This is a genomic window from Robbsia betulipollinis (genome assembly GCF_026624755.1).
In the GTDB taxonomy this organism is placed as follows: Bacteria; Pseudomonadota; Gammaproteobacteria; order Burkholderiales; family Burkholderiaceae; genus Robbsia; species Robbsia betulipollinis.
Genome location: NZ_JAPMXC010000006.1, coordinates 233,977 through 248,613, shown reverse-complemented (window position 1 = coordinate 248,613; position 14,637 = coordinate 233,977). Strand labels below are relative to the sequence as shown.

The following is a 14,637-nucleotide window of genomic DNA, read 5'->3' as shown; positions in this document are numbered from 1 at the left end:
TTTACCGCCGATTATTCGAATTTGTCCAGCGAAAGCAAATACGCCGGGGAAACGTCACCGATTTATCGCCTGCCCATGCCCGTTATCGCGCCGCCGGATGCAGGTCGTCGAGCGCGGCGGATAGTTGCTTCATGTCGACACCGCCCAGCTTCGTCCAGCGAATGCGGCCCGTTGCATCGATCAATACGGTGTAGGGCAGGCCGCCGACCGTATCGCCCATCTCGCGGGCAAGGTCCGCACCGCCCGCACCGGCGACATGCACCGGGTAGGCGACCGTCACTTTTCTCAAAAACGCGGCGATATTGGCGTCGCTGTCCACACCGATACCGACGAAACGCACACCGCGCGCGGCGTACTGACGGGACAGGGCGGAGAGCGCCGGCATCTCGCGCACGCAGGGGCCGCACCACGATGCCCAGAAATTGACGACGACGACCTTGCCGCGATAGCCGGCCAGCGAGCGCGATGCGCCACCGGATTGCGGATAGGGTGCGTCGAAGAAACCGGCCGGCGCCAGCGCCGGCGTTTCGGCCGCGCCGGCTGGTGCAATACGCGCCAGGCCGGCGAGGCTCAGGGCCAGCATGAGCATGGCCAGGCCCCTGGCCAGGTACGCGTGCGTCGACACCCTCGCCCGCATGATCCTAGCGGTCCGACGGCGCGGCCGCCGGATGGCCCGCGGCGGGGTCGCCCGCGGTATCGGCCATTTCGGCCGCGGTGTCGGCCGCCACCAGTTCGGCGACCGCACGCAGCCCCGCGCGCGGCGCGCGCCCCCGGGCATCGGCCCGCAGCGCGCCGCGCAGATCCGTTTCGCCGTAGAGCGCGAGATGGATGCCGGCCATTCCGACCTCGCCGTCGCCGCGCGCCATGAAGCTGAGCGTCTCGACGTCGTCGCGGCCGGCGAAGTGCCGGGTCTCCGAGACTTCGTAGTCGATATGCGCGTTCAACAGAAAGATCGCGACGTCCTTGCCGGCGTCGGAGAACAACTGAAGCTGGATGTCGGAGTGCGCGCCCGCGGTGCCGTTCCATACCGCGCCGGTCAGATAGGGGTCGAATGCGGCGAGCCGCTCCATCCAGCCCAGCGCGATGCGGCGCAGGCTGCGCAGGATCGCCGGCTGGCTATCGGACTGGAAGATCGCCTGGTATTCGCGCACTTCGTTTTCGATGTGCTCGTTGTCGGGTAGCCATTCGCCGGCGACGCGGATGTCGCCGATGATCTGGCGGGCGGCCTTGCGCTTCGCGCTGGCGAAGTCCAGGCCGTCCTCGGCGATCATCCTGGCGGCGGTCGTGGCGATTTCGTCACGGACGCGCCAGGGGTCGAGTGAAGGTTTGCGTGCCATCGGGCCATGATACCCGAGAACGCCGCGGCTTCCGCCGGGCACGCGGGTGGCGGCGTCGGCCGCCGCGACGGTGGCGCGTGGCGGTGGCGTGCAACGGCGCTCGGGTACAATGCGCTCAATCCTCGGTACGCCAGATCATGCACATTCACATCCTCGGTATTTGCGGTACTTTCATGGGCGGCGTCGCGGTGCTGGCGCGTCAGGCGGGACATCGCGTCACCGGCTGCGACGCGGGCGTCTATCCGCCGATGAGCACGCAGCTCGAAGCGCAGGGCATCGACCTCATCGAGGGCTTCGACGCGGGCCAGGCGTCGATCGGCGCCGATCTCTTCGTCGTCGGCAATGTCGTGACGCGCGGCAACCCGCTGATGGAGGCGATTCTCGATCTCGGCCTGCCGTACGTCTCCGGCCCGCAATGGCTGGCCGAGCACGTGCTCGCGGGCAAGTGGGTGCTGGCCGTGGCGGGGACCCATGGCAAGACCACGACCACGGCGATGCTCGCGTATCTGCTCGAGGAAGCCGGCCTGGAGCCGGGTTTCCTGATCGGCGGGGTGCCGGTCGATTTCGGTGTGTCCGCGCGCCTCACGGCGTCGAATTTCTTCGTGATCGAGGCCGACGAGTACGATACGGCGTTCTTCGACAAACGCTCGAAGTTCGTGCATTACCGGCCGCGCACGGTGATCCTGAACAATCTGGAGTTCGATCACGCCGACATCTTTGCGGATCTGGCGGCCATTCAGACCCAGTTTCACCACCTCGTGCGCACCGTGCCGCGCATCGGGCGCATCGTCGCGAACGGGCGCGAAAAAGCGCTCGACGCGGTGCTGGAGCGGGGCTGCTGGAGCGAGGTGGAACGTTTCGGCGTGGCCGGAGGGTGGGATGCGGTGCCGGTGCCGGGGCCGGCCCAACCGCATGCGGCCCAACCGCATGCAGCCCAACCGGCTGGCGATGGCCGCTTCGCCGTCGAGTGGCAGTTCGGGCCGGCCGGCGAAGTGGATTGGGCGCTGCAGGGCGAGCACAATACGCTGAACGCGTTGGCCGCCATCGCCGCGGCGCGCCATGTCGGCATGACCCCGGTGGCGGCGGCCGCGGCGCTGGGCCGCTTCAAGGGCGTGCGGCGGCGCATGGAAGTGCGCGGCAGCATCGACGGCATCACCGTCTACGACGATTTCGCGCATCACCCGACGGCGATCCGTACGACCATCGCCGGACTGCGCGCGCGCATCGCCGGCAAGGGGCGCATCCTGGCGGTACTCGAACCGCGTTCGAACACGATGAAGCTCGGCGTGATGAAGGCGGCGCTGTCCGAGAGCCTGCGGGACGCGGAGCAGGTCTATGCGTATCACGCGCCCAGCGGACGGGGGGTCCTCGACTGGGACCTGGCCGGTGCGCTGGCGCCGCTGGGCGAACGGGCACGGGCCTTCGACGACCTGAAGCAACTCGTGGCGGCGGTGGCGGCGCAGGCGCGCCCGGGCGACCAGATCCTGGTGATGAGCAACGGTGGTTTCGGCGGTGTGCACCAGAAGCTGCTCGACGCGCTGTCGGGCCGGGAGCACCATTGATCCTCTATCTGCACGGCTTCCGGTCGTCGCCGCACTCTTTCAAGGCGCGGCGCCTCGCCGGGCGTCTGGCGCTGCTGGAGCGGGCGAACGACTGGCGCTGTCCGCAACTGCCCGTCAGCCCGTACGAGGCGATCCGACTCGCGCAGTCGATCATCGGCGCGACGCCGCCGGCCTCGCTGTCCCTGATCGGCAGCTCGCTGGGCGGCTTCTACGCGACCTGGCTGGCCGAGCGTTACGGCTGCCGCGCGGTGCTGCTGAACCCGGCCACCGCGCCGGATGAAACGCTCGATGCCTTTCTCGGCGAGCAGACGCTATGGCATGGCGGCGGCTCGATCATCGTCGAACGGCGGCATCTGGACGAGTTGCGCGCGTTGCGGGTGCCGGCGATCACGTTGCCGCAACGGTACTATCTGGTGGCGGCCACCGGCGATCAGGTGCTCGACTATCGCAACATGCTGCGGAAATACCCGGACGTGGCGACCACGCTCATCGACGGCAGCAACCATGGGATCAGTGATTTCGACGCCTATCTGGACGGGGTGCTCGCGTTCTGCGGCGTGGCGGGCGAGGGCGCGGCGGACGACGGGGCGCTGAACGACGGCGCCGGCCCGTAGAAGTGCACGACACCCTTCGGACAGGGACGGGGCCATGCGGGCGTCGAAAGGCGCGGCGCGGCCGACACAATCGGGCGAATTCGCCAACGCGACAATGAATCGATCCGTCGGACGGCGCGCAGCGCGGCGCGCGACGGGTCTCTAGGATGTGGATAGTGAACGTTTTTTTCGAGGAATCCGGCAATTTCAAGGCCGGCACCGTGCTGTCGCGTACCGGCGACGCGTTGCAGGTCGAATTGCCCGGTGGCCGTCGCGCCAAGGTCAAGAGCCGCGATGTGCTGGTCGAGTTCGAGGCACCCGCAGCGGCCGAGCTCATGCTGCGCGCCGATGCGGCCGCGCAGGGCATCGATCTGGACTTCCTGTGGGAAGTGGCGGGCGCGGACGAATTCAATTTCGCCACGCTCGCGGATGAATACTACGGCGCCAAGCCCGGCGCGGTCGAACGCGCGGCGCTGGCCCTGCGCATCCACGGCGCGCCGGTGTTCTTCCGCCGCAAGGGGCGCGGCAACTACCAGCGCGCGCCCGAAGAGCAACTCAAGGCGGCGCTCGCGGCGCTCGAACGCAAGGCGGAACTCGCGCGCGTGCAGGCCGGGTACGTCGACGCGCTGGTGGCGGGCACGCTGCCCGAGGCTTTTCATGGCAAGGTCATGGACCTGCTGGTACGGCCCGACAAGAACACGATCGAATTCAAGGCGCTCGAAGCCGCCGCCGCCGCGCGCGGGATGACCGCGGCGCAACTGGTGATTGCCTGCGGGGGGATCGAATCGCCGCGCGCCTGGCACCAGATGCGTTTCATCGCCGAATTCTTTCCGGCCGGCACCGGCTTCCCGCCGGTTTCGCCGGTTTCGCCGGTCGACGAACTGCCCGACGCCGACGTCGAGGCCTTCTCGATCGACGACATCACCACCACCGAGATCGACGACGCCATCTCGGTCGAGCATCTGCCGGAAAACCGGATGCGGGTCGGCATCCACATCGCGGCGCCGTCGCTGGGCATCGTTACCGGCGACCCGATCGACGAGATCGCGCGGGGCCGTCTGTCGACCGTCTACATGCCGGGCGACAAGATCACGATGCTGCCGTCGCCGGTGGTCGAGGCGTTCACCTTGCAGGAAGGCGGCCATCGCCCGGCGGTGTCGCTGTACCTGATCGTCGATACGACCACCTACGAGGTGGTGACGAGCGAGACGCGGGTCGAGAAGGTCTTCATCAAGCACAATCTGCGCACCAATCTGCTCGATCCGATCGTCACGGTCGAATCGCTCGCGGCCAACGAGGGCGACTATCCGCATCGCGCCGACATCGTCGCGCTGTGGCCGCTCGCGCAGGCGCTGCATGAGAAGCGCCAGCAGACCCGGATCGCCAACGGCCTGCGCCGCGAGATGCAGCGCTCGGCGGACTTCAATTTCTATATCGACGGCGAGCATGTGGATATCCAGCAGCGCCGCCGCGGCGCGCCGCTCGACCTGATCGTGGCCGAACTGGCGATCCTGGCGAACAGCACCTGGGGCGCCTTCCTCGCCGAATACGGCGTGCCGGGCATCTACCGCGCGCAGCGCGCGTTCGGGCCGAACCGCACGCGCATGCAGACCTCCCCGGCGCCGCACGAAGGCCTGGGCGTCGCGCAATACGCCTGGAGCACATCGCCGCTGCGCCGCTATGTGGACCTGGTCAACCAGTGGCAACTCGTGGCGATCGTCCGGCACGGCGTGGCGGCGAAGATGGTCGCGCCCTTCAAACCGAAGGACGCCGACCTGTACGCGATCGTCCAGGGTTTCGACGAGACCTACGCCGCCTACGCCGAGCACCAGCACAAGATGGAGCGTTTCTGGTGCCTGCGCTGGCTGAAGCAGGAGGCGCGCACGCAGGCCGTGGCGCAGGTGGTGAAGGGCGACATGGTGCGTTTCGAGGAGATCCCGCTGCAGTTGATCGTGCCGGGCCTGGGCGTGCATGCACGCGGCACGCGTCTGCTGCTCGACATCGTCGGCATCGACGAACTGAACGTGGATCTGTCGTGCCGCCTGTTGCAGGTGCTGGATGCGCCGGTGGTGTCGGCCGAGGACGCGGCCGCGGAAGCGGCGGAAACCGCGGCGGAAACCGCGGCCGAAGCGGCGGAGACGGCCGAAGCGCCGCAGATGGCCGACACCGCGGAGACGGACACGGCCGATGCGTTGGTCGATCCCCGCGCACCGGCACTGGCCCCGGCGGCGGAAGATATCGAGATCGCGGACGCGGAAGCCGGGTCCGACGCGCCCGCGGGCGCGGCCGACGTCACCGAGCCGGTGCCGCCGCATCCGGCCGCGGGCGTCTGAGCGAACCCAGGAGGCAATACGGATGCGCGCGATAGGGGAAGGCAGGGACGCCGAGGGGGAGGCGCGCGCCGCGCGCGGCACGGCGGGGGGCGATGCGCGGGTTGAGTCGCGGTTCGATCCGCCGGTCGATCGATACGCGGTCATCGGGAATCCGGTCGGTCACAGCAAATCGCCGGACATTCACGCGGCTTTCGCCGCGGCAACCGGGCAGCGTTTGCGCTACGACCGGCTGGAAGCCCCGCTGGACGGGTTCGCCGCGACGGTGCAGGCGTTCGCGGCCGCGGGCGGACGAGGGCTGAACGTCACGGTCCCCTTCAAGCTGGAAGCGTTCGCGCTGGCCGATACCCTGACGGCGCGTGCCGCGGCGGCGGGCGCCGTCAATACCCTGCGTTTCCAGACGGCCGAGGGCCGGATCGTCATCGAGGGCGACAATACCGATGGCGCGGGTCTGGTTCATGACCTGCAGCACAATCTGCACTGCCGGCTCGCGGGCGCACGCATCCTGTTGCTGGGCGCGGGCGGCGCGGCGCGCGGCGTACTGCTGCCGTTGCTGGAATGCCGGCCCGCCTGCCTGGCGATCGCCAACCGCACGCCGGCGCGCGCGCACGAACTGCAGGCGCACTTCGCGGCGGCGGCTGGCCGCCTGGACTGCCTGCTGACGGCGGCCGGCACGTCCGGTCCCGCGGCCGCGCGCTACGATGTGGTCATCAACGCGACGTCGGGCAGCCTCGCCGGCGACGTTCCGGCGTTCGCGGCGGGCGCGATCGGTCCGGGCACGCTCGCCTACGACATGATGTACGGCGCGGAGGCGACCGTTTTCATGCGCCATGCGGCGGCGCTCGGCGCCACGGCGCATGACGGGTTGGGCATGCTCGTCGAACAGGCGGCGGAATCGTTCGCGCTCTGGCGCGGCGTGCGCCCCGACGGCGGCGCCGTGCTGGCCCGGCTGCGCGCGGCGCGGGATGCCTCGCTTCTCCCCGCCGCGGGCAGCGTTGCGGCAACCTCGCGCAGCGCGCCATGAAAACCATCGCGACTTCCGCCTCGAACGCCGCCGCCACGTCCGTACCAGGCGCCCCGCAGCGCCGCCGCCCCGCGCCGGTGCGCGCGTTGCTGCAGGGGATGATCCTGGTGGTCGTCGCCTGGCTGGCGACCCAGGCTTACTATTTCGTGCAGATCGGCTGGTGGACGCATTTCAATCCCGGGACGACCGCCTATATGCGCGCCGCTTCCTGGCGCCTCGCGCATGCGGGCAGCCCGTCCGACATGGCGCATGTCTGGGTGCCGTACGCGCAGGTTTCGCGAAATCTGAAGCGCGCGATCATCGCCTCGGAGGATGCGACCTTCGTCAACAATCCGGGTTTCGACACCGACGCGATGCTGCAGGCATGGGAACGCAACCGCCAGCACGGCCGCATGGAACGGGGCGGTTCGGGCATCACGCAGCAACTGGCGCGCAACCTGTTCCTGTCGCCGGAGAAAAACTATTTCCGCAAGGGGCAGGAACTCATCATCGCGTCGATGCTCGAATTCTGGATGGACAAGGAACGCATCCTGGAGATCTATCTGAATTCGGTCGAGTGGGGCAGCGGCGTCTTCGGGGCGCAGGCCGCCGCGCAGCATTACTTTCATACGAACGCGGCGCAATTGAGCGCGCCGCAGGCGGCCCGGCTCGCGGTGATGTTGCCGAATCCGCGCTACTTTGACGCCCACCCGGGCTCGCCCTATCTGCGGCAGCGCTCCGGCGTCATCCTGCGGCGCATGGGGTCCGCCGAGTTGCCTCCCTGAACCGTCGCGCGGTGCAGTAGAATCGGGCGACTTTTTCATCCGACGGTTTTCCCATGCCCGCATCCTCGTCTGCTTCTTCATCCGCTGCTTCGTCCACTGCTTCGTCCTTCACGCAATCGCTGCGCGACGCCTGGCAGCGCACCGGTTCGCTGCTGTGCGTCGGTCTCGATCCGGAGCCCGGCCGCTTTCCCGCGCCGTTCGCCGGGCGCGCGGCGGACGACGCGCAGCGGGCCGAGGCGATTTTCGATTTCTGCCGCGCGATCGTCGATGCCACCGCGCCGTTCGCGAGCGCGTTCAAGCCGCAGATCGCCTACTTTGCCGCGCATCGCGCCGAGTCCCAGCTCGAGCGGCTGATCGCGCATATCCATGCGCATCATCCGGGGCTGCCGGTGGTGCTCGACGCCAAGCGCGGCGATATCGGCAGTACCGCCGAGCAATACGCGCGCGAGGCATTCGACCGGTATCGCGCCGACGCCGTGACCGTCAACCCCTATATGGGCTTCGATTCGATCGAACCCTATCTGGCGCATGCCGGAAAGGGGGTGATCGTGCTGTGCCGGACGTCCAACCCCGGAGGCTCGGACCTGCAGTTCCTCGAAGTGGGCGGCAGGCCTCTGTACGAGGTGGTCGCGGAAAAGGCCGCGCGCGACTGGAACGCGAGCGGCGAATTGTCCCTGGTGGTGGGCGCGACGTTCCCGCGGGAGATTGCCCGGGTGCGCGACATCGTCGGCGACATGCCCCTGCTGATCCCGGGCGTGGGCGCGCAGGGCGGCGACGTGCAGGCGACGGTCGCGGCCGGCCGCACCCGCAACGGTGCGGGCATGATGATCAACTCGTCGCGCGCCATTCTGTACGCAGGCGCGGGCGCGGATTTCGCGCAGCGGGCGGCCGACGCGGCCCGTGCCACCCGCGACGCCATCGAGGCCTGCCGGAGCAGCGGCGCGTAGGTACCGCCGGGGGCGGACCGCGCAGCGCGCGGCAGGGGCGAACGCGGTCGCCGTGCGGCGGCGCGACCCGCCCTGCGCGTGTCAGAACTTCGGCAGGCGCAGCGTCTTGCTGATCATCAACGAGCCCGAAACGAAGAACAGCAACGCCAACGGGTGCAGCAGCCAGGGACCGATGTCGATCTGTCCCCACGGCAGTGCATCGCCGATGCGCTCGCGCCACCCGCACCACATCAGGATGAGGCTGAGCAGCACGCTCGTCGGGATCGGGGTGCCTTCGAAGTAGGCGACCTTGTCGGTCCCCTCCGACAGCGTCTCGGCCGTGACGTTGAAACGCGCCAGGCGGCTGACACCGCAACACACGAAGTAGATCAGCGCCACCAGATCCCAGCCGCCATCGAGCCCGGCGGCGAATGCCAGCGCGGCAGGCGCGGCGCCGAACGAGACGATGTCGGCGAGCGAGTCGAGTTCGCGTCCCAGCGGCGAATGGCGATGCCGCCAGCGGGCGACCTTGCCGTCCAGGATGTCGAAGATCAGGGCGGCGGGCGCCATCGCCGCGGCCAGGATGAAGTCGCCGATCGCGCCGGTGCCGACGAAACGCATCGCGAGAAAGATCGACGCCATGCCGCAGGCGGCATTTCCCAGCGTGAAGACATCCGCGAGATGCAGCTCCCGGATCATCGAGAAGTGCTTCGGACGGTCGACGGATGACGGCATTGTTGCTCCAGAGGATGAGGAAGGAAAGCATGCGCCGCGAGGTTGCGGCGGCGGTACCGCCGCCCCAGTCAAAGCAATACCCTTGCCCGCTTGACGATCGGCGGGAGCCGCCGGGCGATACATTCCCCGGCGGCTCCCGCGGCCCGCTCAATGTGTGCGGTCCGCCGCAAGCCAGCGCAGCAGGCCACGCAGCGCGTGCAGGGTGGCCTGTTCGCGAATGCTCGCGCGATCGCCGTCGAAATGACGGGTCTCGGTCAGGGCGACCATGGCGTCGCGCGCCACACCGTCGCCGTTTCCGGCGCGATCCGGGGCGTGGCCGGGGACAGCGCCCGACGGATGCCGCGCCCAGCCGAAGCACACGGTACCCACCGGCTTGGCCGGCGTTCCGCCGCCCGGGCCGGCAATTCCGGTGACCGCCACGGCAATTTGTGCAAAGCTCGCGGCCAGTGCCCCTTCGGCCATCGCCTTCGCCACGGGCTCGCTGACCGCGCCGTGCCGCGCGATCAGCGGGCCGGGAACGCCGATGGCCGTACTCTTCGCTTCGTTGGAATAGGTCACATAGCCGCGCTCGAACCAGGCGCTGCTGCCGGGAATGTCGGTGATCGCCGCGGCGATCATGCCGCCGGTGCAGGATTCGGCGCTGACCAGCAGCAGGCCCGCTGCCGACAGCGTCTCGCCGAGTTCGACGGCCAGCGGTTGCAGATGGTGGCTCGCAGGCAATATCACGCTGCCCATGACGATTCTCCCCGGGGTTGTGAAACAGGTATGGACGGTGGGTTCGGCGGTAAGTGCGCACGGCGGGTACGGCCAGTGGATGCCAGCCACCCGCCGGGTTTCACTGCCGCCAGAGCGCGATGACGATCAAGGTGAAAAGCGCGGCGACGATGTCGTCGAACATGATGCCGAAGCCGCCTTTCAGACGTCGGTCGAAATAGCGGATCGGCGGCGGCTTGACCATGTCGAAGAAGCGGAACACCAGAAAGCCGCCCAGTTGACCGGCGAAGGTGGTGGGCATCACGAACACCAGCACGATCCAGATCGCAATGATCTCGTCCCACACTACCGCGCCGGGGTCCGGCACGCGCATCCGCCGGGCGGTAAAGCCGCAGAGCCCGATGCCCAGCACGAATCCCGCGCCGATCAGGACCAGCCAGGCACGGGTGTTCAGGTAGGGATTGAGAACGACGAACAGCAGCCAGCCCATCAGCGTGCCGCAGGTGCCCGGCATGATGGGCGACAGGCCGCTGCCAAAGCCCAGCGACACGATGTGAAACGGGTGCGACAGCATGAAACGCAGCGTTGCGCGCTGCGCGCGCGGTCGGGGCGCGGCGGACCCGCCGCCGGGCGGGGCGCCGTCGACGACGGTCCATTCGGGATCGGACTGCGCGCCGGAGGACGTGGGTGGACGGGACGGTTCAGTCGGCATGAAAGTGGTCGAATCCTGTCAGGGAAAGGGTCAGCGGCGCGCCGTCGCGGTCGGTCCAGGTCAGGCGCGCCGAACGGGCAGGGGCGTGCCGCGTGGCAGCCGTCGCGGGGGGGGCTGCCGCGTTCACGTCCGCGTCGACGATCGTGCCGATCCGGCTCAGGCGTACCCCGCAGCGCGCCGCCGCTTCGAGCATGCGCGCGCGCGCGCCGGCCGGCGCGGTGATGCACAGTTCGTAGTCGTCGCCGCCGGCCAGCGTGCACGCGCGCTGGATCGCCGTGCTGCGGCGCGCCAGATGGGCCGAGCGCGGCACGGCATCGACATCGACCACCGCGCCCACACCGGAACGCTTGAGTATATGGCCCAGGTCGCCGGCGAGCCCGTCCGAGAGGTCGATCGCCGCGTGCGCGATGCCCCGCAGCGCGGCGCCGAGCGCGACGCGCGGCTCGGGTATTTCCATCGCATCGCGCACCGCCGCGAGGGTGGTCGTCGCGTCGGCGCCGGGGAGGTGTTGCGCGCGCGCGTCAATCTGGCCGGGAACGTCGCCAGCGGCGGGTGCGTCAGTGGGTATGCCGGCGCACGCGTCCGGCCAGATATCGGGCCGCAGGGCCGCGCTGCCCCAGTCGCCACGCATCAGGCCAAGCGCCAGCCGGGCGTCGCCGAGCGTGCCCGAAACCCAGATGTCGTCGCCGACGCGCGCCGCGTCGCGGCGCAGCGCCATGCCGGTGGGCACGTCGCCGAAGATCGTGATGCTGATCGTCAGCGGCCCGGCGGTGGTGTCGCCGCCGACCAGCTCGCAGCCGAAGCGCTCCGCGAGCGCGAACAGCCCGGCGGAGAAGGCCTCCAGCCAGGCGGGATCGGCGCGCGGCAGGGCCAGCGCCAGCGTGAACGCGGTCGGCGTGGCGCCCATTGCCGCCAGATCCGACAGGTTCACCGCGAGGCACTTGTGGCCGAGCCGGTACGGGTCGACGTCGGCCAGGAAGTGACGCCCGGCCACCAGCATGTCGGTGGAGACGGCGTAGTCCGCGCCGGGCCGCCCGGGCAGCAGCGCGCAGTCGTCGCCGATGCCCAGATGCGCGCCCCGGCCCAACGCCGTGGCGTGGCGGGCACGCTGCAGAAAGAAGCGGTCGATCAGGTCAAATTCACTCAACATGCTGTCAAAAGAGGGCAGTCATACGGTAAAGGGACGGATTCGGGTCGATTCATGCTGCTCCCCCGCCGATTGGCGGGGAACCGGCATGTCATGCCCTTTGAATGACGAAGACGCAATTTCGACAATATTTGGCGCTACAATGCGCGGTCAGTTTCCTTTTGATCCAGCTAGATCCGCAGGTTCTCATGTCCACACCAGTGAATGCAAAACTGCGCGAAGCCGCGCTCGATTATCACGAATTCCCGACCCCGGGCAAGATCGCGATCGCACCGACGAAGCAATTGCTGAATCAGCGCGACCTGGCGCTCGCCTATTCGCCCGGCGTCGCCGCGGCGTGCGAGGAGATCGTCAAGGACCCGCTGAACGCCGCGCGCTTCACCGCGCGCAGCAATCTGGTCGGCGTCGTGACGAATGGTACCGCGGTCCTTGGCCTGGGCGACATCGGCCCGCTGGCGTCGAAGCCGGTGATGGAAGGCAAGGCCGTGCTGTTCAAGAAATTCGCCGGCATCGACGTCTTCGACATCGAGCTGAACGAAAAGGATCCACTGAAGCTGGTCGAGGTGATCGTCGCGCTCGAACCGACGTTCGGCGGCATCAATCTCGAGGACATCAAGGCGCCGGACTGTTTCGTCGTCGAGCGCGAATGCCGCAAGCGCATGAACATCCCGGTGTTCCATGACGACCAGCACGGCACGGCGATCGTCGTCGCGGCGGCCGTCACGAACGCGATGAAGGTGGTCGGCAAGGAACTGTCCCAGGTCAAGGTGGTGTCGTCCGGTGCCGGCGCGGCCGCGCTGGCCTGTCTCGACCTGCTGCTCGATATCGGCGTGAAGCTCGAGAACATCACGGTGACCGATCTCGCCGGCGTGGTCTACAAGGGCCGCGTCGAGTTGATGGACCCGGACAAGGACCGTTTCGCGCGCGAGACCTCGGAGCGCACGCTGCTCGAGGCGATCGAAGGCGCCGACATTTTCCTCGGTCTGTCCGCGGGCGGTGTCCTGAAGCAGGAAATGGTCGTCAAGATGGCGAACCGTCCGCTGATTCTAGCGCTGGCGAACCCGAACCCGGAGATCCTGCCCGAACTGGCGCTGGAAGTGCGCCCGGACGCGCTGATCGCCACCGGCCGCACGGACTACCCGAACCAGGTCAACAACGTCCTGTGCTTCCCGTTCATCTTCCGCGGCGCACTCGATGCGGGCGCCACCACGGTGACGCGCGAGATGGAAATTGCCGCGGTCAACGCGATCGCGGAACTGGCGCGCCAGGAGCAGAGCGATGTCGTGGCGACCGCCTACGGCATCCAGGACCTGGCCTTCGGTCCCGAATACCTGATTCCGAAGCCGTTCGACCCGCGCCTGATCGTCAAGATCGCGCCGGCCGTCGCGCAGGCCGCGATGGATTCCGGCGTGGCCAGCCGTCCGATCGAGGACATGGACGCCTACGAACAGCATCTGCAGCAGTTCGTCTACCAGAGCGGCACCATCATGAAGCCGGTGTTCCAGGTCGCACGCGCTGCGACGCCGGAACAGAAGAAGGTGGTATTCAGCGAGGGCGAGGAAGAGCGCGTGCTGCGCGCAGTGCAGATTCTCGTCGACGAGAAGATCGCGTCGCCGATCCTCGTCGGCCGCCCCGCCGTGATCCAGCAGCGCATCGCCCGCTACGGGCTGCGCCTGATCCAGGACCACGACTACACGGTGGTCAATCCGGAAGCCGACGAACGGTACCGCGACTACTGGCAGACCTACCATCAGATGCAGGCGCGCAAGGGCGCCACCGCGCAGTCGGCGAAGCTCGAAATGCGCCGCCGCCCGACGCTGATCGGCTCGATGCTGGTCAAGAAGGGCGAGGCGCGGGGCATGATCTGCGGCACCATCAGCACCACGCACCGCCATCTGCACTTCATCGATCAAGTGCTGGGCAAGCGTGAGGGCGCGACGGTCTACGGCGCGATGAACGCGCTGATGCTGCCGGGACGCCAGATTTTCCTGGTCGATACGCATGTGAATTACGATCCGACGCCGGAGCAGCTCGCCGAGATTACGATCATGGCGGCGGAGGAAGTGCGCCGCTTCGGCATCGAGCCGAAAATCGCGCTGCTGTCGCATTCGAACTTCGGTTCGAGCAAGGAGCCGAGCGCGCAGAAAATGCGCGACACGTTCGAAATCCTCAAGGTGCGGGCGCCCGACCTCGAAATCGAAGGCGAGATGCACGGCGATCTCGCGCTGGATCCGAAGATGCGCGCCGATCTGATGCCGGACTCGCCGCTGCAGGGCGAGGCGAACCTGCTGGTGATGCCGAATATCGATGCCGCCAACATCGCCTACAACCTGCTGAAGACGGCCGCCGGAAACAACGTGGCGATCGGCCCGATCCTGCTCGGCGCCGCGCAGCCGGTCCACGTGCTGACCGCATCGGCCACGGTGCGTCGCATCGTCAACATGGCGGCTCTGCTGGTGGCCGACATCGTCGCCGAAGACCGCTGACCCTGACGCGTCTGCGCGGGCCCCGGATGCGCACGCGCCGCATCCGGGGCCCGTTTTTCTTGGCGGCCGCGCTGCGCGTCGCGCACCCGGTAATCGTCCGATATCGCGATATCCCATTGATCCGTCTTGCCATTAAGGATACCCTTACGCCTTCGGCGGTCTGATCCTAGCGCGCGCACGTCCGTCTTTTGTCGTTCGCGGGACGCCTCCGCGCGGGGTAATCTGGCCCGCTCGGCGATGGGCATCCGCGACGTGGGAGCGCCGTTCGTGGCGGACGGATCCAGGAGGCATGGTGATGCGTGGTCTG

The 14,637-nt window shown here is 68.4% G+C and carries 13 protein-coding genes; 7 read left to right on the top strand and 6 right to left on the bottom strand.

From position 1 onward, the window contains the following. Positions 1-82: 82 nt before the first annotated feature. Both OVY01_RS17130 and OVY01_RS17125 read right to left on the bottom strand, forming a co-directional pair. Positions 83-589: a TlpA family protein disulfide reductase gene (locus OVY01_RS17130; protein ID WP_267848775.1), complete on the bottom strand. Its 507-nt coding sequence runs from the start codon at positions 587-589 to the stop codon at positions 83-85. A 52-nt stretch (positions 590-641) separates the two neighbouring features. Beyond that, positions 642-1,337 (bottom strand): UDP-N-acetylmuramate--alanine ligase, encoded by a 696-nt coding sequence (locus OVY01_RS17125; protein WP_267848774.1) that lies wholly within the window; start codon positions 1,335-1,337, stop codon positions 642-644. A 77-nt stretch (positions 1,338-1,414) separates the two neighbouring features. On the opposite strand from OVY01_RS17125, the gene mpl reads away from it, so the two are divergent. The 6 genes from mpl (at position 1,415) to pyrF (ending at position 8,557) form a co-directional block, all read left to right on the top strand. Next, a complete protein-coding gene (gene mpl / locus OVY01_RS17120) occupies positions 1,415-2,899 on the top strand; it encodes a UDP-N-acetylmuramate:L-alanyl-gamma-D-glutamyl-meso-diaminopimelate ligase (RefSeq protein WP_432422271.1) in 1,485 nt (494 codons plus the stop codon). Then, positions 2,896-3,513 carry a YqiA/YcfP family alpha/beta fold hydrolase gene (locus tag OVY01_RS17115; RefSeq protein WP_267848772.1) on the top strand — a complete coding sequence of 206 codons (618 nt, stop codon included), beginning with the start codon at positions 2,896-2,898 and terminating at the stop codon, positions 3,511-3,513. Before mpl ends, OVY01_RS17115 begins: the two co-directional genes overlap by 4 nt. A gap of 155 nt (positions 3,514-3,668) precedes the next feature. Further along, entirely contained in the window at positions 3,669-5,825 is a 2,157-nt protein-coding gene (locus OVY01_RS17110; RefSeq protein ID WP_267848771.1) for a ribonuclease catalytic domain-containing protein, read from the top strand. 22 nt (positions 5,826-5,847) lie between these two features. Next, entirely contained in the window at positions 5,848-6,846 is a 999-nt protein-coding gene (gene aroE / locus OVY01_RS17105) for a shikimate dehydrogenase (RefSeq protein WP_267848770.1), read from the top strand. Between the two features lie 98 nt (positions 6,847-6,944). Then, positions 6,945-7,610, top strand: coding sequence for a monofunctional biosynthetic peptidoglycan transglycosylase (gene mtgA / locus OVY01_RS17100; protein WP_267848882.1), 666 nt, complete (start codon positions 6,945-6,947; stop codon positions 7,608-7,610). 53 nt (positions 7,611-7,663) lie between these two features. Then, a complete protein-coding gene (gene pyrF / locus OVY01_RS17095) occupies positions 7,664-8,557 on the top strand; it encodes an orotidine-5'-phosphate decarboxylase (protein WP_267848769.1) in 894 nt (297 codons plus the stop codon). A gap of 81 nt (positions 8,558-8,638) precedes the next feature. Here the strand turns inward: pyrF and OVY01_RS17090 are convergent, their stop codons facing one another. The 4 genes from OVY01_RS17090 to thiL form a co-directional block, all read right to left on the bottom strand. Then, positions 8,639-9,271 (bottom strand): CDP-alcohol phosphatidyltransferase family protein, encoded by a 633-nt coding sequence (locus OVY01_RS17090; RefSeq protein ID WP_267848768.1) that lies wholly within the window; start codon positions 9,269-9,271, stop codon positions 8,639-8,641. Positions 9,272-9,418: 147 nt separating this feature from the next. Beyond that, positions 9,419-9,991, bottom strand: a complete 573-nt coding sequence (locus OVY01_RS17085) for a CinA family protein (RefSeq protein WP_432422274.1) — start codon at positions 9,989-9,991, stop codon at positions 9,419-9,421. Between the two features lie 115 nt (positions 9,992-10,106). After that, on the bottom strand, positions 10,107-10,697 hold the full coding sequence (locus OVY01_RS17080; RefSeq protein ID WP_267848766.1) for a phosphatidylglycerophosphatase A family protein: 591 nt from the start codon (positions 10,695-10,697) through the stop codon (positions 10,107-10,109). Next, positions 10,687-11,847, bottom strand: a complete 1,161-nt coding sequence (gene thiL / locus OVY01_RS17075) for a thiamine-phosphate kinase (RefSeq protein WP_267848765.1) — start codon at positions 11,845-11,847, stop codon at positions 10,687-10,689. Before thiL ends, OVY01_RS17080 begins: the two co-directional genes overlap by 11 nt. Positions 11,848-12,032: 185 nt before the next feature. On the opposite strand from thiL, the gene OVY01_RS17070 reads away from it, so the two are divergent. Then, complete coding sequence (locus OVY01_RS17070; protein ID WP_267848764.1) at positions 12,033-14,330, top strand: NADP-dependent malic enzyme; 2,298 nt, start codon at positions 12,033-12,035, stop codon at positions 14,328-14,330. Positions 14,331-14,637 lie beyond the last annotated feature (307 nt).

Bases quoted from the DNA above. Each gene is read 5' to 3' on its own strand.
- OVY01_RS17130 (WP_267848775.1), bottom strand. From the start codon at position 589: ATGCTCATGCTGGCCCTGAGCCTCGCCGGCCTGGCGCGTATTGCACCA.
- pyrF (WP_267848769.1), top strand. From the start codon at position 7,664: ATGCCCGCATCCTCGTCTGCTTCTTCATCCGCTGCTTCGTCCACTGCT.
- OVY01_RS17125 (WP_267848774.1), bottom strand. From the start codon at position 1,337: ATGGCACGCAAACCTTCACTCGACCCCTGGCGCGTCCGTGACGAAATC.
- OVY01_RS17080 (WP_267848766.1), bottom strand. From the start codon at position 10,697: ATGCCGACTGAACCGTCCCGTCCACCCACGTCCTCCGGCGCGCAGTCC.
- OVY01_RS17090 (WP_267848768.1), bottom strand. From the start codon at position 9,271: ATGCCGTCATCCGTCGACCGTCCGAAGCACTTCTCGATGATCCGGGAG.
- thiL (WP_267848765.1), bottom strand. From the start codon at position 11,847: ATGTTGAGTGAATTTGACCTGATCGACCGCTTCTTTCTGCAGCGTGCC.
- mtgA (WP_267848882.1), top strand. From the start codon at position 6,945: ATGATCCTGGTGGTCGTCGCCTGGCTGGCGACCCAGGCTTACTATTTC.
- aroE (WP_267848770.1), top strand. From the start codon at position 5,848: ATGCGCGCGATAGGGGAAGGCAGGGACGCCGAGGGGGAGGCGCGCGCC.
- OVY01_RS17070 (WP_267848764.1), top strand. From the start codon at position 12,033: ATGTCCACACCAGTGAATGCAAAACTGCGCGAAGCCGCGCTCGATTAT.